Consider the following 19852-nt stretch of genomic DNA (forward strand, 5'->3'; position numbering starts at 1 on the left):
CTGCAGAGGTGTCACGCGGGTGGGCCATAATGCCCCCCGACCCGTTTGCGGCTTGGGCCTTGCGCGCCAACCGAAGCGCCAAGGCCACCCATTCAATTCACCAGGACACCTCATGAGCGACCAAGCCAACCAACCCAGCTTTGCCATCCAGCGCATCTACCTCAAAGACCTGTCGCTGGAGCTGCCCAACGCGCCCCAGATCCTGCTGGAGCAAGGCCAGCCCAACGTCGACGTGCAGCTGAACCTGCACGCCGAGCCCGTGGTCGAGAGCGTCTACGAAGTCTCGGTGACCGCCACCGTGACGGCCAAGATCAACGACAAGGTGCTGTTCCTGGTCGAAGCCAAGCAAGCCGGCCTGTTCGAGATCAAGAACGTGCCGCAAGAGCAGATGCAGCCCATCATCGCCATCGCCTGCCCGCAGATCGTCTACCCCTACCTGCGCGCCACCGTGGCCGACGTACTGAACCGCACCGGCTTCCCCGCCGTGCACCTGACGGAAGTGAACTTCCAGGCCATGTACGAAGCCCAGCTGGCCCAGGCTGCCGGCCAGGCCTGATTCCCGGCGCCGCTCCACATGAACCTCACGGTTCTGGGCGCGGGCGCCTGGGGCACCGCGCTGGCCATCAGCGCAGCCCGGCACAACCCGGGTGTGTGCCTGTGGGCACGTGACGCCGAGCAGGTGGCCGCCATGGCGGCCGCGCGCAGCAACACCCGCTACCTGCCCGACGCGGCCTTCCCACCCGATCTGCAGCTCACGTCCGACCTCGGCGCCGCCGTCGCGCACGCGCAGACAGCCGGCGGCCTGATCGTCATCGGCACCCCGATGGCGGCGCTCGACGGCATGCTGCGCAGCCTGCCGGCTGACGTGCCGGTGCTGTGGCTGTGCAAGGGCTTCGAAAAAGGCACGGGCCGGCTTGGCCATGAAGTGGCCCAGGCGATCCGTCCTGAGGGCCGCTACGGCATCCTTTCGGGCCCCAGCTTTGCCGAAGAGGTCGCCCACGCCGCACCCACCGCGCTGGTGGCTGCCGCCAACCACCCGGCCCTGTGCGAACAGGCCGTGGCCGCCTTCCACAGCGACAGCCTGCGCGTCTACACCTCGACCGACCCGATCGGCGTGGAAGTGGGCGGCGCGGTCAAGAACGTGCTGGCCATCGCCACCGGCATCGTCGACGGCATGAACCTTGGGCTCAACGCCCGGGCTGCCCTGGTGACGCGCGGTCTGGCCGAGATGACGCGCCTGGGCGTGGCCCTGGGCGCGCGGGCCGACACCTTCATGGGCCTGTCCGGCTTGGGCGATCTGGTGCTGACTGCCACCGGCAACCTGTCGCGCAACCGCCAGGTCGGCCTGCAGCTGGCCACGGGCAAGCCGCTGGCCCAGATCCTCGCTGACCTGGGCCACGTGGCCGAAGGCGTCTACAGCGCGCCCACGGTATGGCAGCGCGCGCAACAGCTGGGGGTGAGCATGCCCATCACTGAAGCGGTGGTGGGGGTGCTGGAAGGCCGCATCACGCCGGCCAACGCAGTGATGACGCTGATGCGCCGCGAGGCCAAGGCGGAGGGCTGAGGTCTGGCTCAGCTACCGCCCGCGTAGCCGTTCTGGCGCCAGGCCTCGAACACCGTCACGGCCACCGCATTGCTCAGATTGAGGCTGCGCTGCCCCGGCCGCATGGGCAGGCGCACCCGCTGCGCCAGCGGGAAGCGCTCACGCAACTCGGGCGCCAGGCCACGGGTTTCACAGCCGAACACCAGCCAGTCGCCTGGCTGCCAGGCCACCTCGCCGAACGGTCGGCTGCCGTGGGTGGTGAAGGCAAACAGCCGCGCTGGGTCCGGCTGGGCTGCGTCCACAAAGGCCGGCCAGTCGGCATGGCGGCGCACCTCAGCGAACTCGTGATAATCCAGCCCCGCACGCCGCAGCAGCTTGTCGTCCATCGAGAACCCCAAGGGTTCAACCAGGTGCAGCTCGCAGCCGGTGTTGGCCGCCAGGCGGATGACGTTGCCGGTATTGGGCGGGATCTCGGGCTCAACCAGGACGATGCGGAACATGGGGCCGCATTATCCTCCGGCGCTCTGCTTGAAGGCCATCACGGCCTGGTTGCGCAAGGTGCGCAGCAGCGACAGCTCCTGCTCGTCAAGCCGCAGCGAATCGGCGTGCGCCTTGTCGGCATAGATCAGCCCGATGACCATGTCGGGCTGCCCGGCCCGCTTCATGGCCAGCGGCAGCAACAGAAAGGTCGGCGCCTGGACCTGATCCCGAAACCAGTCTGGCAGGCGCGAGACGATGTTGGGCGCGCTGGCATCGGCAATCAGCGTGTCGGCCTGGCGCAGGCAGACGGCGCTGAACAGGTCGGGCTGCTGCCCTGCCGGCGGGTTCGCAAGCGGCACGCGGAAGCAGCCCTTGATCGCCTCGGCGCCCTCACCCAGCCCCACGCGGCCGACCAGCGCCTGCGCGCGTGGATCGCGCAGGCAGAAGATCACGCGACGGCAATCCAGCGCCCGCAGCACGGTCTCGAGCACCATCTGCAGCACGTCGTTGAGCCGGAAGGATTCGACCAGCGTGTTGGCAATGTCCTGGATGCCGCTGGTCAGCACGCTGCTGGCATCGCGCGGCGGCAGTGGGGCCTGCGACAACACACCAGCCTCGGTGTCCAAGCCGAGTTGGTCGGGCTCGACCGTGTCCGCGCCGGCGTTGGGCGCATCCACGTAGAACGCCTCCATCATCCGCTCGACCGGCGCCGCTGCTGGCAGCGCGAGGTTCAATGCGCTGCTGAGCTCGCTGAGCCGCTGGCTGGCGCGGCCCAGGGCGTCGCGCAGCCCGGTGGTCGACACGGCCAGTGCGCGCGCATACGGCCGCGCCAGGTCGTCCAGCACGCGCCCCAGCTCGGGCGGATCGGTCTCCATCAGCCGGTGGGCCGCGTCGTGGCTGAGCGACGCCAGCCAGGCAAAGCGCTCGGGGCGGGCCGCGAGCGAGTACGGCGGGGGTGCGCCTTCGGGCTGGCGCATGCAAGCGCGCAGCCCCTCAGGCAGGCCCCAGAGCGCGGAAACGTGGTCGGCCAGGTCATCGAGCCCGACGCCGAGCACGCCACGCGCCACGCGGCGCAGGGCGTCAGGCGCCGGCATCTCATCGGGCTCGGCGCCACACTGCAGCCGAATCTGCTCGGCATCGTCCGGCAGGTAGTACGACACCAGCAGCCAGCCCAGCTGGCGAAACAGCGTGCCCACGAAAGCTTCTTCGGCCTCGCGCCGGTCGGCGCTGAGCTCGGCCGCGAGCGTGCCGGCCATCACCGTCTGCAGGAACTCGATCTTGAGCTGCCGAGCGTGATCGCGATCGGGCATGTGCTCCAGCAGCATCAGCGACAGCGCAAGGTTGCGCACCCCCGCCACGCCCAGCAGCAGCACCGCGCGCGACACCGTGCTGATCGGGTCGGTACCGGCCCGGCGGTAATGCGCGGTGTTGACGACCTTGAGCAGCTTGTTGGTCAGCGCCACGTCCTGCAGGATCTCGTCACACAGGGCCTGCAGGCTGTCGTGTTCAGACTCGGACAGCGCCTGGATGCGTGACACCGAGGTAGACAGCGCCGGGAAATCGCTCTTGAAGCGCATGCGCCGCAAGAGGTAGTCGAGGGTCAGACGGGCTTCGTCGGTGGGCTGGACGGCTGTCGGCGCGACATCGGTCAAGGCGCGGCTCCCGGGGGGTGCGTGTGTCAGACCTGCATCATGCCCACAAAACCGCGTGGCCCGCAATCAGCAACAGACAGACGAGATTGAGGCAAAAGCCACAGCGCACCATGGTGGCTTGCGGCACCTGGTCGGTGGCGAACACGATGGCGTTGGGCGGCGTGGCCACGGGCAGCATGAAGGCGCACGAGGCTGCCACGGCGATGGCCACAGCCAGCGTGACCGGATCGAGCCCCATGGCCTGCCCCACCGGCAGCAGCAGCGGCAACAGCAAGGCCGCGCTCGCGGTGTTGCTGACCAACTCGGTCAGGAAGACCACAAAGGCCACCACGCCCAGCAGCAGCCAGACCAGGGAAGCCCCTGCCAGCGCGGTCAGCAGGGCATCGGCCAGATAGGCACTGGCGCCCGTGCTGGCCATCAGGCCGCTGAGGGCGAGCCCGCCGCCAAACAGCAGCAGCACGCCCCACTGCGTCTGCTGCTCGACATCACGCCAGCCCACGGTGCCCGAGCCCAGCAACGCCAGGATGGCGGCCAGCGCGACCACGGTGTCCATGTCAGCCTCGACACCGAGCCACGCGGCCAGCGGTGCGCCGCCCACCCAACCGGCTACGGCCAGCACGAAGATGACAACCGTCATGGCACGCGCACGGGTCCATGTCCACGGCGCTGCGCCGTCATCGGTCGCCCGCATGGGCACGCGGCCCGACAGGACGGGCTTCAGCAAGAGCCACAACAGCCCCATGACCACCGGCCACATCACCAGCGCCAGCGGCCCCGCGCGCCACAACCATTCGGCAAACCCGATGCTGGCCTGCGCGGCGGCCAACGCGTTGGGCGGGCTACCGACCAAGGTGGCCACCCCGCCGAGGCTGGCGCTGTAGGCCAGGGCCAGCAACACGAAGGCGCGCTCGGCCGGCCGCGCATCCGGCACACCCGGCTGCGGCTGCAGCAGGCCCAGCGCCAGCGGCAACATCATCACGGCCGTGGCCGTGTTGCTCATCCACATCGACAGCAGCGCCGCCAGCCCGCACAGCATGGCCACAGCGCGCAGCCGGTGCCCGCCGGCCCAGCGCAGCACGGCCGTGGCCATGGCGCGGTCCAGCCCGTGGCGCGACAGGGCCGCGGCCAGCGCAAACCCACCCAGAAACAGAAAGATGATCGGGTGCGCAAAGGCCGCCAGCGCGGCCTTGGGGCTTTGCAGGCCCATCACCACGGCGAGCACGGGCACCAGCAAGGCGGTGGCCGTGACATGCCAGGCCTGCGTCAGCCACAAACAGGCTATGACGAGGAACAGCCACAGGCCCAGGCGCAATTCACCTTCGCCGGGCAGCAGCCAGGCCCCGGCCAGCGCCACGAGTGCGCACACCCCCCACCGCCAAACCAGCTCCATGGCCTTTCTCCGCAATCACGCATGGCGACGACCGCCCTCAGCGGGCCGCGACACCCGTGTGGCGCAGCAGCGCCTTCTCCAGCTCCAGCACCAGCAGCACGAGCAAGCCGACCGCACCGATCCATGGCATCGCCTCCCAAGGCAGCGATGCACTGCTGAAGAGACTGTGCATGAAAGGCGCGTAGCTGAACAGCAACTGCAACACTGCCACCAGGGCCACGGCGGCCAGCACCCGCGGCGTGCCGCGCACACCGTGCAGCGTGAATGACGGCGCTTTCAGATACCGCACGCTGAAAAGGTAGAACACCTCCATGCACACCAGCGTGTTGACCGCCACCGTGCGCGCCACAGCCTCCGACCACCCCTGCTGCAACGCCCAGGTATGCATGCCAAAGATACCCATCAGAAACAGCGTCGAGACGAACAGCACGCGCCACACCACGAAGCCCGACAGCATGGGCTCGTCCACCGGCCGAGGTGGACGTCGCATCACATCCGACTCGGCCGGCTCGAAGGCCAGCACAAGCGCCAGGGCCACCGAGCTCACCATGTTCACCCACAGAATCTGCGCCGGCGCAATCGGCAGGCTCAACCCCAGGAGGATGGCCACCAGCAGCGACAGCGACTCACCGCCATTGATGGGCAGCAGAAACGTCACCGTCTTGCGCAGGTTGTCGTAGACCGTGCGCCCTTCTTCGACCGCATGCGCAATCGAGGCGAAATTGTCGTCAGCCAGCACCACGGCGCCAGCCTGCTTGGCCGCCTCCGTGCCCTTGCGGCCCATGGCCACACCCACATCGGCCTGCTTGAGCGCGGGCGCATCGTTCACGCCATCGCCCGTCATCGCGACGATGTCGCCATTGGCCTGCAGCGCGCGCACCAGACGCAGCTTGTGCTCGGGGCTGGCACGGGCGAACACACGCGTCTCGCGCACCACCTCCCGCAGCGCCGCATCGTCCATGGCCTCGATCTCGGGCCCGGTCAGGGCCCGGAGCTGACCCGCCTCCCCCATGCCCAACTGCTCGGCAATGGCGGTGGCCGTCACCGCATGGTCACCCGTGATCATCGTCACACGGATGCCAGCCTGGCGACAGCGCGCGACCGCCTCGATGGCCTCCTGCCGAGGCGGGTCGATGATGCCCACCAGCCCGAGCAAGGTCAGGCCTTCGGCCACATGCGCATGGTCCAGATCCACCGTGCCCGCGGGCATGCGCTTGCCAGCCAACGCGAGCACGCGTCGCCCGGCGCGGGCCTGCTCTTCGATGGCAGCCAGCCAGTCGGCCATGACCAGCGGTGCCATGCACCCGTCTGGCTGCAACTGCGTGTCGCACATCGCGAGCACACGCTCCGGCGCCCCCTTGAGCCAGACCTGCCCGCCGGCCTCATCCGCATGCAGCGTCGCCATGTAGCGGTACTCTGACTCGAATGGAATGACCTCGAGCCGCGGCCGCTCGATCTGCAGCGCCACCGGGACCACGCCGCCCTTCATGGCCAAGGTCAGCAAGGCGCCCTCGGTCGGGTCACCCGCCAGGTTCCAATTGCCGCCCTCGTCGTGCAGGCTGGCGTCATTGCACAAGGCCGCGGCCTGCAGCAACGCCCAGGCGGCGGGAGCGCAGGCGCGCAAGGTCTCGCCTTCCAGCACCCTGCCATCCAGGCTGATGGCGCCCTCCGGGGCGTAACCCGCCCCCGCCACCGTCAAGGTCTGACCCGCGCAGATCACCTGCTGCACCGTCATCTCGTTGCGAGTGAGCGTGCCGGTCTTGTCCGAACAGATCACCGTGACCGCACCCAGCGTTTCGACCGCCGGCAGCCGCCGGATCACCGCATGGCGCGCCGCCATGCGCTGCACGCCGATGGCCAGCGTGATGGTGAGGATGGCCGGCAGCCCCTCCGGGATGGCCGCTACCGCCAGGCCCACGGCCGCCATGAACACCTCGGCAGCCGGCATCTGGCGCACCAGCGTGGCGTAACCGAACAGCAGCGCAGCCAGGGCCATGATGGCAAAGGTCAAGGTGCGGCCGAAAGCCGCCATCTTGCGCAGCAACGGTGTCGTGCCTTCCTCGACCGTCTCGAGCAGGCGTCCGATGCGGCCCATCTCGGTCTGCGCGCCCGTGGCCACCACCACCGCCCGCGCCTGGCCCTGTGTCACCATGGTGCCCGCATAGCCCATGCAGCGTCGGTCACCCAGCGCTGCACCCTCATCCACCGCCTCGATGGCCTTGTCCACCGGGACGGACTCACCCGTCAGCGCGGCCTCGTCCACCCGCAGGTTGCGCGCCTGCAGCAGCCGCACATCGGCCGGCAGCCTGTCGCCCGAGGCCAGCAACACGATGTCGCCCGGCACCAGATCGGCCGCGTCCACATCGCGCGCATGCCCATCGCGCAGCACCACCGCGTGCGGCGCCAGCAGGTGACGGATTGCGGCCAGCGCCTTCTCGGCCTTGCCCTCCTGGACGAAACCGATGACCGCGTTGAGCACCACGACGGCGGCAATGACCGCTGTGTCCACCCAGTGCCCCATCCAGCCCGTGACGGCTGCTGCCAGCATCAGCACGATGAGCAGCGTGTTGTTGAACTGTCGCAGCAGCCGCATCCAGGCGCTCACCGGCGCGGATTCGGCCAGGCGGTTGGGCCCATGTCGCTGCAACCGGCGATCGGCCTCCGCCTGGCTCAGACCTTCCGGCTGGGCCGACAGAGCAGCGAGCACCGCCTCAGGCGGCTGAGCGTGGGCAGCGACGGACGGCCGAGCCGCCGGCAGAACGGGGGTGGGACGGGTCATGCGGGCGATTACAGCATGGCCCCAAAAGCATCAGAGCTGAGCCAGATCAAGGATGGCGAGCAACGCCATCCTTTGAGGCCCTCAGGGCCGGGCCGTCAGCCGCGCCTTGCGGAACGTGCTCGCGGCATCAGAAGGCAAGCGATAGCGCACGATCATGGAGCCCTTGTCGTTGATGTCCAGCACGGCCAGCAACTGCCAGTTGCCGACCCTGGTCACGCCCTTGGCAGCCAGATGAGCGGCAAGGTCGACCTCAACGCCATTCACCCAGAAGACCGCGCGTCCGCCCGCCTCACCGACCGCCACGCCCGAGGCATTGATGTCATACGCCAGCACCATGCTGCGTTGTGGCGACAGGGCCGTCACCTGTCCCGACGCGCTGACCACGAACGCGCTGTAGCCACCGTTGCGACTGGACACCAGCATGTCACCCCTGTCGTTCATGGCGGTGACCACCGACGCGCCCGCAACCACCGCCGGGTCGGCCACCCAGGTGACCGCGCCTTGCTGCCACCGGGCTGCGCGCCACACAAAATCGGCCGCATTGGTGCCCGGCAAGGGTGGAAACCACAGCGCACCAGCCACGTCGCCCAGGTTGTTGACAGTCTGGGCACGGCCGCCGACAGCCCCGTTGAGCGGCAAGCTCTGGCGCAGCCCGTTGCGCCACACCAGCGGCTGGTCGACCGACACGCCGTCGCCATTGCGGCTGCTGTTGAAGCCAGCCATGTCACCAATGTTGTTGATGTCGGTCACGACGTGGCCCGGCGTGGTTCCCTGAGCGGCATCCAGACGGGTGACGCTCGTGCCCTGGCTGCGTGCGAGCCGGTCGGTGGCCGTGCTGGCGAGCGCCTGCCACCGCCCGTTGTCGCTGACCGCGCGGGTGCTCCACTCGGCAGCAGAGCCAAACAGGCTGGTGGGCGACACCGTGGTCGACGTGCTAGCCGCCCAGTAGGCGCTGCGCGGCACGTAGCCGCCAAACGGGCCCAAACCGCCAATCGAACTCTGAAACACAAAGCGGGAACGGTTGCCCAGCACCCGATCGGCCTCGTCCAGCCTTTCGTCGGCGGCGAAGGTCAGGTGAACACCATCCAGCGTGCTGACGGTGTAGCTCGACTGGGCCATGGTCTGGCTGACACACAGCGCCAGCGCGAGCGCCCAGGCGCATTGTGCGCCCTTGAAACGGATGGTCATGTTGCCCCTGAGGTCGTGATGGATGGTTCACATGCGCAAGCGCCGCGGCTGGGCGCGCACAGAACTCAACTCATTTAACGCCATTCAGCAAAACAGCCTGAGAGGGGAAATCCGGGGACAGGCGGGCGACTGACTTGCACGCGCGGCGCCGGGAAGTGCAGACGCGAGCACACCATCCAGGCGTAAAAAAACCCGAGCACAAAAGGTGTCGGGTGATTCACGTGGCGCGCCCGGCTGGGATCGAACCAGCAACCCCTGCCTTCGGAGGGCAGTACTCTATCCATTGAGCTACGGGCGCAACGGCGTCATTCTAGCAGCGCTGCGCGAGGGTTCCTTCGCCGCGCTGGCACAGCCTATAATCTCCCCTTCGGCATGCTGGTCGAATCCGGCCACGCGCTGACCCACTCAACCTCTACGCGCACGACAAGACCCCATGAGCCAAGCGCCCCAATCCAACGAGTCTGGCCACGAAGGCCCGATCAGCACGCCCCAGCAACTGATTACCGCCGTGGTGCTGGCTTTCCTCGTGCCCGTGGTGATCATCGTGTTGCTGGTCACCTACGTGACCACGGGCAGCAAGCAGGCCGCCGGCAGCGACGCGCTGAGCCCCCAGGCTGTGGCCGAACGCATCATGCCCGTCGGTCAGGTCGACTTGAAGATGGTGTCGGCCAACGCCGGCCCCCGATCGGGTGAAGACGTCTACAAAGCCCAATGCGCCGCTTGCCACAACGCAGGCATGCTGGGCGCGCCCAAGTTCGGTGAAGCCGGTGACTGGACGGCCCGTCTCGGCAAGGGTCTGAACACCCTGGTCGACCACGCCCTGAAGGGCTTCAACGCCATGCCCCCGCAAGGTGGTGGCGACTTCTCCGATCACGAGATCAGCCTGGCCGTGGTGCACCTGGTCAACGCCGGTGGCGGCAAGTTCGACGCGCCCAAGGCCCCGGAAGGTGCTGCTGCGCCTGCCGACGCGGCTTCGGCCCCGTAAGTACCCAAAGGGCCTCCACCCTCGCAAGAAAGCCGGCTCATCGGGCCGGCTTTTTTCATGTCCGCATGGCGCCTTGCGGACTGAGCAGAAAGCCGAATCGCGCGGGCAGGCTGTCGGCCTGGCATTCGTGCACCGGCCACTCGTTGGCATCGACCGCATCGGCTGCCACGGCCATGTCGGGCGAGCGCACGATCCCGAATCCCGCATCGGTATCAAGAAACAGCCGCCCTTGCTCATCCACCCAGGCCGCGCGCACGGCACCGACCGGCTCGCCGATGTGGGTGGCAATGGTGAACCCGGCGCCGTCAGCCGTGCGCTGCACGCCCATGACCCAGGGCGAGGCCTCCAGCTCCACGTACACACGCTGCGGCCCATTCTGGAAAAACCACGCCCCCCGCTCATCGCATTCGTAGTTGCGGCAGATGAAGTCCTTGAGCTTGTCGTGCACCACGCGCTGGCCCTTCGACTGCGGGAAGGGGCCCGCCGCCTGCGTGGGCTCATCACGCAGATACCAGTCGCCGCGCGCGTCGAGCGCCAGCCATCCGTAGCAATGGGGCACGTTGGGCCATTTCTTCAGCGCGGCTTTGACGATGTCGTCCATGCGGGTCTCAAAGATGTTGGTGGAGCCATTGTCCGACGGACTCGGGCAGCGACGCCACATGCCCCGGGAAACGCCCTGCAGGGAACCCGACATGCCCACCTTCATGCGGCTGCCACAGCGTCACCGCCGGCCCGACCTCGCTGCGCGTGGGCAAGCTCCAGGCTGGCACCATCGGGTCGTTGCGGGCGTTGAGCAGCAACACCGGCACCTCCTTGAGACCGCGCAGATGAGGCTTGGCCGAGCAGCGGGCCCAGTAGTCCTCGGTGCTGGCGAAACCATGCACAGGCGCCGTGAAGGCGTTGTCGTAGGTGTAGAAGTCGTGAGAGGCCTGCAGGGCCTGGACGTCGCACAGACCGGGGTGCTGCGCCAGCTTGGCCATGGCCTTGTCCTTGAGCGTGCGCAAGAACATGCGGGTATACAGGCGCCCGGCCAGCCCGCGAGACAGCGCCTTGGCGCTGGCCTCCAGATCCAGCGGCGAGCACACGGCCACGGCCGCACGTACGCGCTGGGCGGCCGATGCACCGGCCTCCTGGGCCCAGCGCATCAGCATGTTGCCCCCCAGCGAGATGCCCACCGCCACGATGGGACCCGGGTGCTCCTGAGCCAGACGCGCCAGGATCCAGTCGATCTCGGCATGGTCGCCCGAGTAATAGGTGCGCGGGGCGAGGTTCAGCTCGCCAGAGCAGCCGCGGAAATGCGGCACGGCGTAATCCCAGCCTTGCGCATGCGCCCACAGCGCGAACGCCCGCGCGTAGTGGCTCTGGGATGAGCCTTCCAGCCCGTGGAACAACACCAACAGGGGACGCCCCTCGCGCGCGCTGGCTGCCGGGAAGCGGTCCACGTCGATGAAGTCCTGATCCGGCGTATGCCAGCGTTCACGCTGGTAGGCCACCGGGTCGTTACGGCGATCCGGATGGACCCTGCTGGCCACTGCGGGCCAAATGGTCTGCACATTGCCTGCGACAAAGCCTTTGCCCGCCAACCACAGCGGGGCGACGTATTGCTGCATGACGACTCCCGAGCGTGAGGACCCGATGCGAACGGCCCGGCCGGGCCGCTCAATGCAACATGGTACGCGGCTCGGTGATATCCGGCAGGTCGTCGGGTAATCCGGGGCTGGCATGGTGGGCCACCATGCGCCAGCCATTGGCGCCACGCACATACACATTGGTGGCCATGACGAAGGCGGTTTCCCAGCCTTTTTCGGTCAGGGCCTGAATCTTCTCGGTCACGTGGTGTACCGCGCAGACTGCCGTTTCGTAGCGGCGTACATGCTCGACCGTGGCGTGCACCGGGCCGTTGGCAAAGATGGCTTCAAAGCCGGCGCGCACGGCCGTGGTGCCCACCATGCGGGGCCCGCCTGGGTGCACACACGCGATCTCGTCGTCATCGGCCCAGATGGTCATCATGCGATCGGCATCGCCTTGTTGCATGGCCTCGTAGAAAGAGGCCTCGGTCTCGTCGGCCGTGGCCATCAGGGCCGATGCAGCCGAACGCGGGGCGCGCGCATCACTCATTTGAACACCACCGTCTTGTGTCCGTTCATCAGCACGCGGTGCTCGGTGTGCCACTTGATGGCGCGCGCCAGCACCACGCACTCGACATCGCGGCCCATGGCCGTGAGGTCCTCCGGGCTGAGCGTGTGGTCCACACGGGCCACATCCTGCTCGATGATGGGGCCCTCATCCAGATCGGCCGTGACGTAATGCGCGGTGGCGCCAATCAGCTTCACGCCGCGGTCATGCGCCTGGTAGTAGGGCTTGGCGCCCTTGAAGCTGGGCAGAAAGCTGTGATGGATGTTGATCGCCCGGCCCTTGAGGAAGCCGCAGAACTCAGCGCTGAGGATCTGCATGTAGCGGGCCAGCACGACCAGGTCGATGCCCTGCTGCTCGACCAGCGCCTCGACCTGCTGCTCCTGCGCGCGCTTGACCTCGGGGGCCGAGCCGGTGGGCAGGGGCAGGTGGTGAAAAGGAATGCCATAGCTGGCGGCCAGTTCGGCGTAGTCGGGGTGGTTGGAGACGATGGCCGGGATGTCGACCGGCAGCCAGCCCGAGCGCCAGCGGAACAACAAGTCATTGAGGCAGTGGCCATGCTTGCTGACCATGATCAGCAGACGGGGCTTGCGCGACAGCGCGTGGATCTGGGCGTCCATCCTGAACTGGGCGCGCACGTGCGAGAACAGGCGGTCGAGCGTACCGGCATCGGCCAGGTGATCGGGCGCCTCGAAGTGCACCCGCATGAAGAACAGGCCCGTGCTGTCTTCGCACTGCAGGTCACCGAACTGTTGCGAGTCGATGATGTTGCAACCGGCTTGGTACAGCAGACCCGACACCGCGTGCACGATGCCCTTGGCATCGGGACATGACAGGGTCAAGACGAATTCATTGGCTTGCTTCATGGTGGGATGATTGTAGGCGGCCAACGGGGTTTGCCCGCACTTCCTACAATGCGCTCACCTCATCGCCCGCAGGATGTCCATGACCGGATCCGACCCGTCAGCTCGCCAGCAGCACCTGGCTGCCCTTCTGTCCCGTGTGGCGCTGGGCGACACCGCCGCATTCGAAGCGCTCTACCGCAGCACGAGCGCGCATCTGCTGGGCCTGATCCTGCGTATACAACCAGACCGGGCGCTGGCCGAGGACGTACTGCAAGAGGTGTACGTCAACATCTGGCGCGCGGCGCAGAGCTTCAACCCGGCGCTGAGCCAGGCCAGCACCTGGCTCAACAGCGTGGCTCGCAACCGCGCCATCGACAGTCTTCGCCGCCGGCAAGCTGACGTGGCAACCGTGAGCCATGTCACGCACGGCGACGACGACGAGGAGACCGACATGCTGAGCGCCATGCCTTCCAACGATCCAGGACCGCTGGATCTGCTCGAGCAGGCCTCCTCTGCGATGGCGCTACAGGGCTGCATGGACAACCTGAGCCGGGATCAACGACAGAGCATTGCGCTGGCCTACTACCAGGGCTTGAGCCACAACGAAGTGGCCGATCAGCTGCGCCAACCACTGGGCACCGTCAAGAGCTGGGTGCGCCGCGGCTTGCAGAGCCTGAAGAACTGCCTGGAGCGGGCCTCGCTGGCCCTGAGCTGACATGGACTACAGCCGCCCTGAACTGGCCGATCGACTGGCCGCGGAGTATGTGCTGGGCACGCTGCGGGGCCCGGCCCGCCGGCGATTCGACACCCTGCTGCCGGCCCACCCCACCCTGCGTGCAGCTGTGCTCGATTGGCAGCGGCGCGTGGATGCGCTGTCGGTGTCGGTGCCCGAGGTGACCCCATCGCCGCAGGTGTGGCCGCGCATCCGCGCGCGGGTCATGGGTGCAACTGTGCAGCCCGTGGTGCGCTGGTGGCAGCGCCTGGTGCTGTGGCAGGCCGCAGCCGGCATGGCCGCCGTCGCCGCCCTCAGCCTGGCCATCGTGCTGCAGATGCCGACGCCGCAGCCGCCACCCATCGTGGTGGTGCTCGCCGCGCAACCGGACGCCGCCCAAGGCGGCATCCAGCCGGTGTCCTTCGTGGCCGGCGTGGCCCCCGACGGGCGCAGCCTGGTGGTCAAGCCGCTCGACGCCCAGCAGGCCCGCTTCGTCAACCGGGCGCTGGAGCTGTGGGCCGTGCCACCGAAGGGCGCGCCCCGCTCGCTGGGCCTGATTGCCGCCGAGGGCAGCACCACCGTCCAGCGTGCGCTGGCGCTGAAGGACACCGCGGCCTTCGCAGTGAGCGTGGAGCCGCCTGGCGGCTCGCCCACAGGCGCACCCACGGGCCCGATCATCTCAGTGGGCGCGCTGCAGCTGTGAGCGGGCGTTGCATCCGGACGTGAGCCGGCTGCGTAAGGGACCTCACGCCCTGTATCTCAGGGCTTGTTGTCCCCACGCTTAGCCAGGAGCTTTCGATGCACTCTCCGTTCCGCCGCGGCCCGCTGGCCGCCTTCGCCCTTTTTGTTCTGGCCGGCTGCGGCACGCTGCAGCAGGCCCCCATGGTGTCGAATGCGACGCTGCCCGAAGCCGTGCGCGTGCCCGATGGCCACCGGCAGACCGCCTACACGGTGGGCAAGGGCGAGATCACCTACGAGTGCCGCGAGAAGAAGGACATGGCAGGCCAGTATGAATGGGCCTTCGTGGCGCCCGTGGCGACGCTGGACACCGTGGACGGCAAGAACGTCGGTCGCTACTACGCCGGCCCCACCTGGGAAGGCAACGACGGCTCGAAGGTGACGGGCAAGCAGGTGGCGGTGTCCCCCGCCGCAGCGGGCAACATCCCGCTGCAACTGGTCAAGGCCAACCCAAGCATGGGCCAGGGCATGTTCGAGGGCGTGAGCTTCATTCAGCGGCTGAACACCCAGGGCGGTGTGGCGCCCGCCCTGCCCTGCGGCATGGCCGAGAAGGGTCAAAAACAACAGGTGCGCTATCAGGCGGACTACGTGATCTACAAGCCGGTGATGTGATGCTGCCGTGAGCCTGCGGGGGGTGCGAGGCATGCAGCAGGAGCATCGTGCTCGGCCCGTCGCTCAACCGCCGCGACACACCAACCGCAAAAAGCAGAAAACCCGGCCAAGCCGGGCTTTCTCACATCAGCGGCACGCCGCCACCGGGCGATCAGTGCCCGTGGACGTGCTCGCCATCCTTGAGGCGATAGACCGTACCGCAATACGGGCAGCGGCCCTCGCCCGTTTCGGCCACGTTGATGAACACGCGGGGGTGATGGCACCACAGCGGCATCTTGGGATTGGGGCAGAAGATCACGCCTTCGCCTTGCAGGTCGGCTGCACCGACTTCAACCAACGACTTGGGCGCCTGTGTGGACGTGCTCATGGCTCAACCTTCCGTGATCAGACCGCCGTCAGCCACTCGGCGTACTTCGGATTGCGGCCATTGACGATGTCGAAGAAGGCCGCCTGGATCTTCTCGGTGATCGGGCCGCGGTAACCACGACCGATCTCGATGCGGTCCAGCTCGCGGATCGGAGTCACTTCCGCAGCGGTGCCCGTGAAGAAGGCCTCGTCGCAGATGTAGATCTCGTCGCGCGTGATGCGCTTTTCCTTGATCTCCAGGCCCAGGTCCTTGGCGATCGCAAAGATCGTGTTGCGCGTGATGCCGTTGAGGGCACCGGCAGACAGGTCGGGCGTGTAGATCACGCCATTCTTGATGATGAACAGGTTCTCGCCTGCACCTTCGGACACGAAACCGGCGCTGTCCAGCAGCATGGCTTCGTCGTAGCCGTCGTCCGTGGCCTCCATGTTGGCCAGGATCGAGTTGGTGTAGTTACTCACCGCCTTGGCCTGCGTCATCGTGATGTTGACGTGGTGGCGGGTGTAGCTGGACGTCTTCACGCGGATGCCGCGCTTGAGGCCCTCTTCACCCAGGTAAGCACCCCAGGTCCAGGCGGCAACCATCATGTGCACCTTGGCGCCCTTGGGGCTCACGCCCAGCTTCTCAGAGCCCAGCCAGATCAGCGGGCGGATGTAGCAGCTCTCGAGGTTGTTGGCCTTGACCGTGTCGATCTGCGCCTGCATGGCCTCTTCGAGCGTGAAGGGCATGGGCATGCGCAGGATCTTGGCGCTGTTGAACAGGCGCTCAGTGTGCTCGCGCAGGCGGAAGATGGCCGGGCCCTTGTCGGTCTTGTACGCGCGTACGCCTTCGAACGCACCACAGCCGTAGTGCAGCGTGTGGGTCAGCACGTGGATCTTGGCGTCACGCCACTCCACAAGCTTGCCGTCCATCCAGATCTTGCCGTCGCGATCGTCCATCGACATGGGAGGAATCCTTTGAGGGGGGTCGAGCCTTTGATTGTAGCGTCTGAGCGGCCGCGCTGGTGGCCGCCACGACCGGTCAGAGCCCCATCAGGGCCGCCGTATGCCGCGCAATCATCCACTCTTCGTTCGTCGGCACCACCCACACCGAGACGGCGCTGTCCGCGGCATGCAGCCGGGTCGCCGCCCCATGGTCGCCGCCTGCCGCGGCGGCATTGGCCGAGGCATCGAGCCGGGCGCCCAGCCAGCCCGCGCCCGCGATCACCCGTTCGCGGATGGCGGCGGCGTTCTCGCCGATGCCCGCGGTGAACACGATGGCGTCCAGCCCGCCGAGGGTGGCGGCCAGCGCGCCCAGCTCCTGGCCGATGCGGTAGACGTACAGCGCCACCGCCTCCTGTGCGGCGGGGTGGTCACTGGCCAGCAGCGCCCGCATGTCGGACGACAGACCCGACACACCGAGCAAGCCCGACTCCTGGTACAGCAGGCGTTCGATCTCGCGCGCGCCCATGCCCTGCTCGTCCATCAGCCACAGCAGCACGCCGGCGTCGATGCTGCCGCAGCGCGTGCCCATGGGCAGCCCGTCCAGCGCGGTGAAGCCCATGGTGGAAGCCACGCTGCGGCCGGCCTGCATGGCACACATGCTGGCGCCATTGCCCAGGTGCAGCACCACGGTGCGGCCCTGCGCAGCCCGCTCGTCCAGCGCCGGCAGACGCGAGGCCACATACTCGTACGACAGGCCATGAAAGCCGTAACGGCGCACCCCGGCATCGTGATAGCGGCGTGGCAACGCGAAGCGCTGGGCCAGCTCGGGCTGCCCGTGGTGAAACGCCGTGTCGAAGCAGCCCACCTGCGGCAGATCGGGCTGCAAGGCCATGAGGGCGCGCACGGGCGCCAGGTTGTGCGGCTGGTGCAGCGGGGCCAGCGGCACGAGGGCGTCCAGTTCGCGCAGCACGGTCTCGTCGAGCCTCACGGGCCGGTGGTGGGCCACCCCACCATGCACGATGCGGTGGCCCACGGCGCCCAGGGTGTGCCCCTGCAGCCACTGCGGCATCAACGCCAGCACGCGGGCCAGCCCGTCAGCGTGCGACATGCGCTGCCCTTCAGGCCAGCTGGACTCGGCCAGCACCCGACCGTCACCCGCCTGCACCTTCAGGCGCGGCGCGCGGCCCAGCTCTTCGAGCTTGCCGTGCACGAGCGGGCGTTCGGCCAGCGAGGCAAACAGCGAGAACTTCAGGCTCGACGAGCCCGCGTTGATGACGGCGATCGCGCGGTCCATGGGCTCACCTCACTGGGGCCGCTGCGCCGCCGCCTGCGCCCGGGCGTGGGCCACCAGCTTGAGCACCGCCGCCGAAGCCAGGCGCATGCGCACCGAGTCGGCCCGGCTGGTCAGCACGATGGGTACCCGGGTGCCGAGCACGATGCCGGCGCTGTCGGCGCCCGCCAGATACTGCAGCTGCTTGGCCACCATGTTGCCCGCCTCCAGGTCGGGCACGACGAGGATGTCGGCCAGCCCTGCCACCTGTGAGCGGATCTTCTTCGTGCGGGCGGCCTCGACGCTGATGGCGTTGTCAAAGGCCAGCGGCCCGTCCACCAGCCCGCCGGTGATCTGTCCCCGGTCAGCCATCTTGCACAGCATGGCCGCATCGATGGTCGCCTGCATCGCCGGATTGACCGTCTCGACCGCCGCGAGGATGGCCACCTTGGGCTCGGCCACACCCAGGATGTGGGCCAGGTCAATGGCGTTCTGCACGATGTCGACCTTGTCGCGGATGGACGGCGCGATGTTCACCGCCGCATCGGTGACCATCAGCATGCGGGGATAGGCCGGCACGTCCATCACGAACACATGGCTGATGCGCCGGCCGGTGCGCAGGCCGTGCGTGGCGTCCACCACGGCGCCCATCAACTCATCGGTGTGCAGGCTGCCCTTCATCAGGGCCTGCACCTCGCCGGCACGGGCCATGGCCACGGCGGCAGACGCCGCCGCGTGACTGTGCTCGGTGTCCACCAGGCGGTAGGGCGACAGGTCCCAGCCGGCTTCGGTGGCCACCGCGCGAATCTTGGCCTGCGGGCCCACGAGCACCGGCTCGATCAGCCCGTGGCGCGCAGCCTCCAGCGCGCCGGCCAGCGCCTCGCGATCGCAGGGGTGCACCACCGCGCAGACCACGGGCGGCTGGCCCTCGCAATGGCGAAAAAGCCGCGCGAACACGTCGTTGCGCCGCAGGATGACGCTGGACGTATCCCGGTGGTCGACCGTCAGATTGGACGCAGGCGCACGCACAGCCACCCGGCCCTTGAGCAAGGTGTCGTGACCGCGCGTGACATCGCAATCGAAGACAAGCCGGTCAGGCGGCTGCTTGTCGACCAGCGTGACTGTGGCCAGCAACTGGTCACCCACGCTGGCCTGGCCGTCATAGACCAGCTCGTGCGACAGGATCACCGTGCCCGGCCCCGGCAGGCGGCGCTTGAGCACACCATGGATCAGCGCCTCGGCGCTCACGCCCTCGCAAGCCGGCGGCACGCCCGGCAGAGCCCCGCGGACATCGTCGCTGCTGGTGAAGGGATTGGCGTCGCCCGACACCAGCGCGAGCAACTCGACCTCATCCCGCGTCACGGTGTGGGCCACGGTCACGGTGTCACCCAGGGCGACCTGGTCGAAGGTGTGGTTGGTGAACGAGGTCATGGGAGAAGGACTGGTCATGCAGAAGGCTCCATGCTGGTGAACGCCGGTGACAAGCATATGGCTTGCCCAGCGCCGTCTGCGGCCGGGACCTGAGCAAACTCAGGTAAAGGACGCCCGAACCCGGGTCGCTTGCATTTTAAGACGACTGGTCATATTATTTACCCATGCCCCGCACCGCCGACAAGACCGACATCCCCCGCCGCCTGACCGAAGCGGGTTACCTGCTGTTCAACCGCGACGGCTACAACGCCACGGGCATCCAGCAGATCACCGATCAGGCCGGCGTGCCCAAGGGCTCGTTCTACAACCACTTCGACAGCAAAGAGGCCTTTGCCGCAGCCATCATCGGCCACTACGCCGAGTGGGTGGGCCAGGCCTGGGACGCGTGCCTGGCCGAAGCGCCAACGGAGCCCGTGGCCGCGCTGCGCCACCTGTTCACCCGCTTTGCCGAGCACCACGCGCGTCAGGGATGCCAGGGATGCCTCGTGGGCAACTTCGCGGCCGAGGTGGCTGAATCCAGTCCACTGTGTCGCGAGGTGCTCCATGGCTGCCTGAGCGACTGGCGCGGCCGCCTGGCCGAGCTGATTGCGCAAGGCCAGGCCAGCGGCGCCCTGCGCACCGATGTGGCGCCCCACGATCTCGCCACCTTCTTCTGGGATGCCTGGGAGGGTGCCCTGCTGCGCATGAAGGTGGAGCAGCGCGTCCAGCCCCTGCACGACACCGTCGCCCTGCTGCTGGACCACCTGCTGCGGCCCGTAGGCCCCGCGATGGTTCACACCTGATCACCCTATCCGAGGGGTGGCGCCC

At 68.0% G+C, this 19852-nt stretch carries 20 protein-coding genes and 1 tRNA gene; 7 read left to right on the forward strand and 14 right to left on the reverse strand.

Annotation, left to right across the window (positions count from 1 at the left end; genetic code table 11):
- Positions 1 to 112: 112 nt before the first annotated feature.
- Entirely contained in the window at positions 113 to 556 is a 444-nt protein-coding gene (gene secB / locus GTZ97_RS08630) for a protein-export chaperone SecB (protein ID WP_161650182.1), read from the forward strand.
- Between the two features lie 18 nt (positions 557 to 574).
- Positions 575 to 1564: an NAD(P)H-dependent glycerol-3-phosphate dehydrogenase gene (locus GTZ97_RS08635; RefSeq protein WP_161650183.1), complete on the forward strand. Its 990-nt coding sequence runs from the start codon at positions 575 to 577 to the stop codon at positions 1562 to 1564.
- Between the two features lie 8 nt (positions 1565 to 1572).
- Here GTZ97_RS08635 and trmL read toward each other — a convergent pair whose 3' ends face one another.
- The 6 genes from trmL to GTZ97_RS08665 all read right to left on the reverse strand — a co-directional run bounded on the left by trmL (position 1573) and on the right by GTZ97_RS08665 (position 9330).
- Positions 1573 to 2043: a tRNA (uridine(34)/cytosine(34)/5-carboxymethylaminomethyluridine(34)-2'-O)-methyltransferase TrmL gene (gene trmL, locus GTZ97_RS08640; RefSeq protein WP_161650184.1), complete on the reverse strand. Its 471-nt coding sequence runs from the start codon at positions 2041 to 2043 to the stop codon at positions 1573 to 1575.
- A gap of 9 nt (positions 2044 to 2052) precedes the next feature.
- Entirely contained in the window at positions 2053 to 3675 is a 1623-nt protein-coding gene (locus GTZ97_RS08645) for an HDOD domain-containing protein (RefSeq protein ID WP_161650185.1), read from the reverse strand.
- A gap of 37 nt (positions 3676 to 3712) precedes the next feature.
- Complete coding sequence (locus tag GTZ97_RS08650; RefSeq protein WP_161650186.1) at positions 3713 to 5065, reverse strand: SLC13 family permease; 1353 nt, start codon at positions 5063 to 5065, stop codon at positions 3713 to 3715.
- A 37-nt stretch (positions 5066 to 5102) separates the two neighbouring features.
- Positions 5103 to 7844 (reverse strand): cation-transporting P-type ATPase, encoded by a 2742-nt coding sequence (locus tag GTZ97_RS08655; RefSeq protein WP_161650187.1) that lies wholly within the window; start codon positions 7842 to 7844, stop codon positions 5103 to 5105.
- An 81-nt stretch (positions 7845 to 7925) separates the two neighbouring features.
- Entirely contained in the window at positions 7926 to 9032 is a 1107-nt protein-coding gene (locus GTZ97_RS08660) for a hypothetical protein (protein WP_161650188.1), read from the reverse strand.
- A 222-nt stretch (positions 9033 to 9254) separates the two neighbouring features.
- A tRNA-Arg gene (locus tag GTZ97_RS08665) sits at positions 9255 to 9330 on the reverse strand.
- Between the two features lie 135 nt (positions 9331 to 9465).
- Here GTZ97_RS08665 and GTZ97_RS08670 point away from each other — a divergent pair.
- A complete protein-coding gene (locus tag GTZ97_RS08670; protein WP_161650189.1) occupies positions 9466 to 10017 on the forward strand; it encodes a c-type cytochrome in 552 nt (183 codons plus the stop codon).
- Positions 10018 to 10072: 55 nt separating this feature from the next.
- On the opposite strand, the gene GTZ97_RS08675 is transcribed toward GTZ97_RS08670, so the two are convergent.
- From GTZ97_RS08675 to purU, 4 genes are read right to left on the reverse strand one after another with little or no spacing between them, the layout of a single operon-like run.
- Positions 10073 to 10618, reverse strand: a complete 546-nt coding sequence (locus GTZ97_RS08675; RefSeq protein WP_161650190.1) for a DUF2946 family protein — start codon at positions 10616 to 10618, stop codon at positions 10073 to 10075.
- A 7-nt stretch (positions 10619 to 10625) separates the two neighbouring features.
- Entirely contained in the window at positions 10626 to 11627 is a 1002-nt protein-coding gene (locus GTZ97_RS08680) for a YheT family hydrolase (protein ID WP_161650191.1), read from the reverse strand.
- A 49-nt stretch (positions 11628 to 11676) separates the two neighbouring features.
- On the reverse strand, positions 11677 to 12135 hold the full coding sequence (locus GTZ97_RS08685; protein WP_161650192.1) for a YybH family protein: 459 nt from the start codon (positions 12133 to 12135) through the stop codon (positions 11677 to 11679).
- Positions 12132 to 13016, reverse strand: coding sequence for a formyltetrahydrofolate deformylase (gene purU, locus GTZ97_RS08690; protein ID WP_161650193.1), 885 nt, complete (start codon positions 13014 to 13016; stop codon positions 12132 to 12134). Before purU ends, GTZ97_RS08685 begins: the two co-directional genes overlap by 4 nt.
- Before the next feature lie 79 nt (positions 13017 to 13095).
- Between purU and GTZ97_RS08695 the strand changes: the two genes are divergently transcribed.
- The 3 genes from GTZ97_RS08695 to GTZ97_RS08705 all read left to right on the forward strand — a co-directional run bounded on the left by GTZ97_RS08695 (position 13096) and on the right by GTZ97_RS08705 (position 15057).
- On the forward strand, positions 13096 to 13710 hold the full coding sequence (locus GTZ97_RS08695) for a sigma-70 family RNA polymerase sigma factor (protein ID WP_236651097.1): 615 nt from the start codon (positions 13096 to 13098) through the stop codon (positions 13708 to 13710).
- 1 nt (position 13711) lies between these two features.
- Entirely contained in the window at positions 13712 to 14410 is a 699-nt protein-coding gene (locus GTZ97_RS08700) for an anti-sigma factor (RefSeq protein WP_161650195.1), read from the forward strand.
- A 95-nt stretch (positions 14411 to 14505) separates the two neighbouring features.
- Entirely contained in the window at positions 14506 to 15057 is a 552-nt protein-coding gene (locus GTZ97_RS08705; protein WP_161650196.1) for a DUF3455 domain-containing protein, read from the forward strand.
- Positions 15058 to 15208: 151 nt separating this feature from the next.
- On the opposite strand, the gene GTZ97_RS08710 is transcribed toward GTZ97_RS08705, so the two are convergent.
- The 4 genes from GTZ97_RS08710 to GTZ97_RS08725 form a co-directional block, all read right to left on the reverse strand.
- The gene (locus tag GTZ97_RS08710) at positions 15209 to 15424 is read right to left on the reverse strand and encodes a zinc-finger domain-containing protein (protein WP_161650197.1); all 216 of its coding nucleotides are present in this window, start codon (positions 15422 to 15424) and stop codon (positions 15209 to 15211) included.
- A 17-nt stretch (positions 15425 to 15441) separates the two neighbouring features.
- Complete coding sequence (locus tag GTZ97_RS08715) at positions 15442 to 16365, reverse strand: branched-chain amino acid transaminase (protein ID WP_201748216.1); 924 nt, start codon at positions 16363 to 16365, stop codon at positions 15442 to 15444.
- Between the two features lie 76 nt (positions 16366 to 16441).
- On the reverse strand, positions 16442 to 17638 hold the full coding sequence (locus tag GTZ97_RS08720; RefSeq protein WP_161650198.1) for an acetate/propionate family kinase: 1197 nt from the start codon (positions 17636 to 17638) through the stop codon (positions 16442 to 16444).
- 9 nt (positions 17639 to 17647) lie between these two features.
- Positions 17648 to 19063 carry a bifunctional enoyl-CoA hydratase/phosphate acetyltransferase gene (locus GTZ97_RS08725; protein ID WP_201748217.1) on the reverse strand — a complete coding sequence of 472 codons (1416 nt, stop codon included), beginning with the start codon at positions 19061 to 19063 and terminating at the stop codon, positions 17648 to 17650.
- Between the two features lie 146 nt (positions 19064 to 19209).
- On the opposite strand from GTZ97_RS08725, the gene GTZ97_RS08730 reads away from it, so the two are divergent.
- Positions 19210 to 19827, forward strand: a complete 618-nt coding sequence (locus GTZ97_RS08730; protein WP_161650199.1) for a TetR/AcrR family transcriptional regulator — start codon at positions 19210 to 19212, stop codon at positions 19825 to 19827.
- The last annotated feature ends 25 nt before the right edge of the window (positions 19828 to 19852 follow it).

The sequence above is a fragment of the Aquabacterium fontiphilum genome (genome assembly GCF_009909205.1).
Taxonomy (GTDB): domain Bacteria; phylum Pseudomonadota; class Gammaproteobacteria; order Burkholderiales; family Burkholderiaceae_C; genus Aquabacterium; species Aquabacterium fontiphilum.

What these genes read in the sequence shown, in the direction of transcription:
- GTZ97_RS08730 (WP_161650199.1), top strand. Translation starts at nt 19,210, where the DNA reads ATGCCCCGCACCGCCGACAAGACCGACATCCCCCGCCGCCTGACCGAA.
- GTZ97_RS08695 (WP_236651097.1), top strand. Translation starts at nt 13,096, where the DNA reads ATGACCGGATCCGACCCGTCAGCTCGCCAGCAGCACCTGGCTGCCCTT.
- GTZ97_RS08670 (WP_161650189.1), top strand. Translation starts at nt 9,466, where the DNA reads ATGAGCCAAGCGCCCCAATCCAACGAGTCTGGCCACGAAGGCCCGATC.
- GTZ97_RS08715 (WP_201748216.1), bottom strand. Translation starts at nt 16,365, where the DNA reads ATGTCGATGGACGATCGCGACGGCAAGATCTGGATGGACGGCAAGCTT.
- GTZ97_RS08700 (WP_161650195.1), top strand. Translation starts at nt 13,712, where the DNA reads ATGGACTACAGCCGCCCTGAACTGGCCGATCGACTGGCCGCGGAGTAT.
- GTZ97_RS08635 (WP_161650183.1), top strand. Translation starts at nt 575, where the DNA reads ATGAACCTCACGGTTCTGGGCGCGGGCGCCTGGGGCACCGCGCTGGCC.
- purU (WP_161650193.1), bottom strand. Translation starts at nt 13,016, where the DNA reads ATGAAGCAAGCCAATGAATTCGTCTTGACCCTGTCATGTCCCGATGCC.
- GTZ97_RS08725 (WP_201748217.1), bottom strand. Translation starts at nt 19,063, where the DNA reads ATGACCAGTCCTTCTCCCATGACCTCGTTCACCAACCACACCTTCGAC.
- trmL (WP_161650184.1), bottom strand. Translation starts at nt 2,043, where the DNA reads ATGTTCCGCATCGTCCTGGTTGAGCCCGAGATCCCGCCCAATACCGGC.
- GTZ97_RS08660 (WP_161650188.1), bottom strand. Translation starts at nt 9,032, where the DNA reads ATGACCATCCGTTTCAAGGGCGCACAATGCGCCTGGGCGCTCGCGCTG.
- secB (WP_161650182.1), top strand. Translation starts at nt 113, where the DNA reads ATGAGCGACCAAGCCAACCAACCCAGCTTTGCCATCCAGCGCATCTAC.
- GTZ97_RS08655 (WP_161650187.1), bottom strand. Translation starts at nt 7,844, where the DNA reads ATGACCCGTCCCACCCCCGTTCTGCCGGCGGCTCGGCCGTCCGTCGCT.
- GTZ97_RS08720 (WP_161650198.1), bottom strand. Translation starts at nt 17,638, where the DNA reads ATGGACCGCGCGATCGCCGTCATCAACGCGGGCTCGTCGAGCCTGAAG.
- GTZ97_RS08650 (WP_161650186.1), bottom strand. Translation starts at nt 5,065, where the DNA reads ATGGAGCTGGTTTGGCGGTGGGGGGTGTGCGCACTCGTGGCGCTGGCC.
- GTZ97_RS08675 (WP_161650190.1), bottom strand. Translation starts at nt 10,618, where the DNA reads ATGGACGACATCGTCAAAGCCGCGCTGAAGAAATGGCCCAACGTGCCC.
- GTZ97_RS08705 (WP_161650196.1), top strand. Translation starts at nt 14,506, where the DNA reads ATGCACTCTCCGTTCCGCCGCGGCCCGCTGGCCGCCTTCGCCCTTTTT.
- GTZ97_RS08685 (WP_161650192.1), bottom strand. Translation starts at nt 12,135, where the DNA reads ATGAGTGATGCGCGCGCCCCGCGTTCGGCTGCATCGGCCCTGATGGCC.
- GTZ97_RS08680 (WP_161650191.1), bottom strand. Translation starts at nt 11,627, where the DNA reads ATGCAGCAATACGTCGCCCCGCTGTGGTTGGCGGGCAAAGGCTTTGTC.
- GTZ97_RS08710 (WP_161650197.1), bottom strand. Translation starts at nt 15,424, where the DNA reads ATGAGCACGTCCACACAGGCGCCCAAGTCGTTGGTTGAAGTCGGTGCA.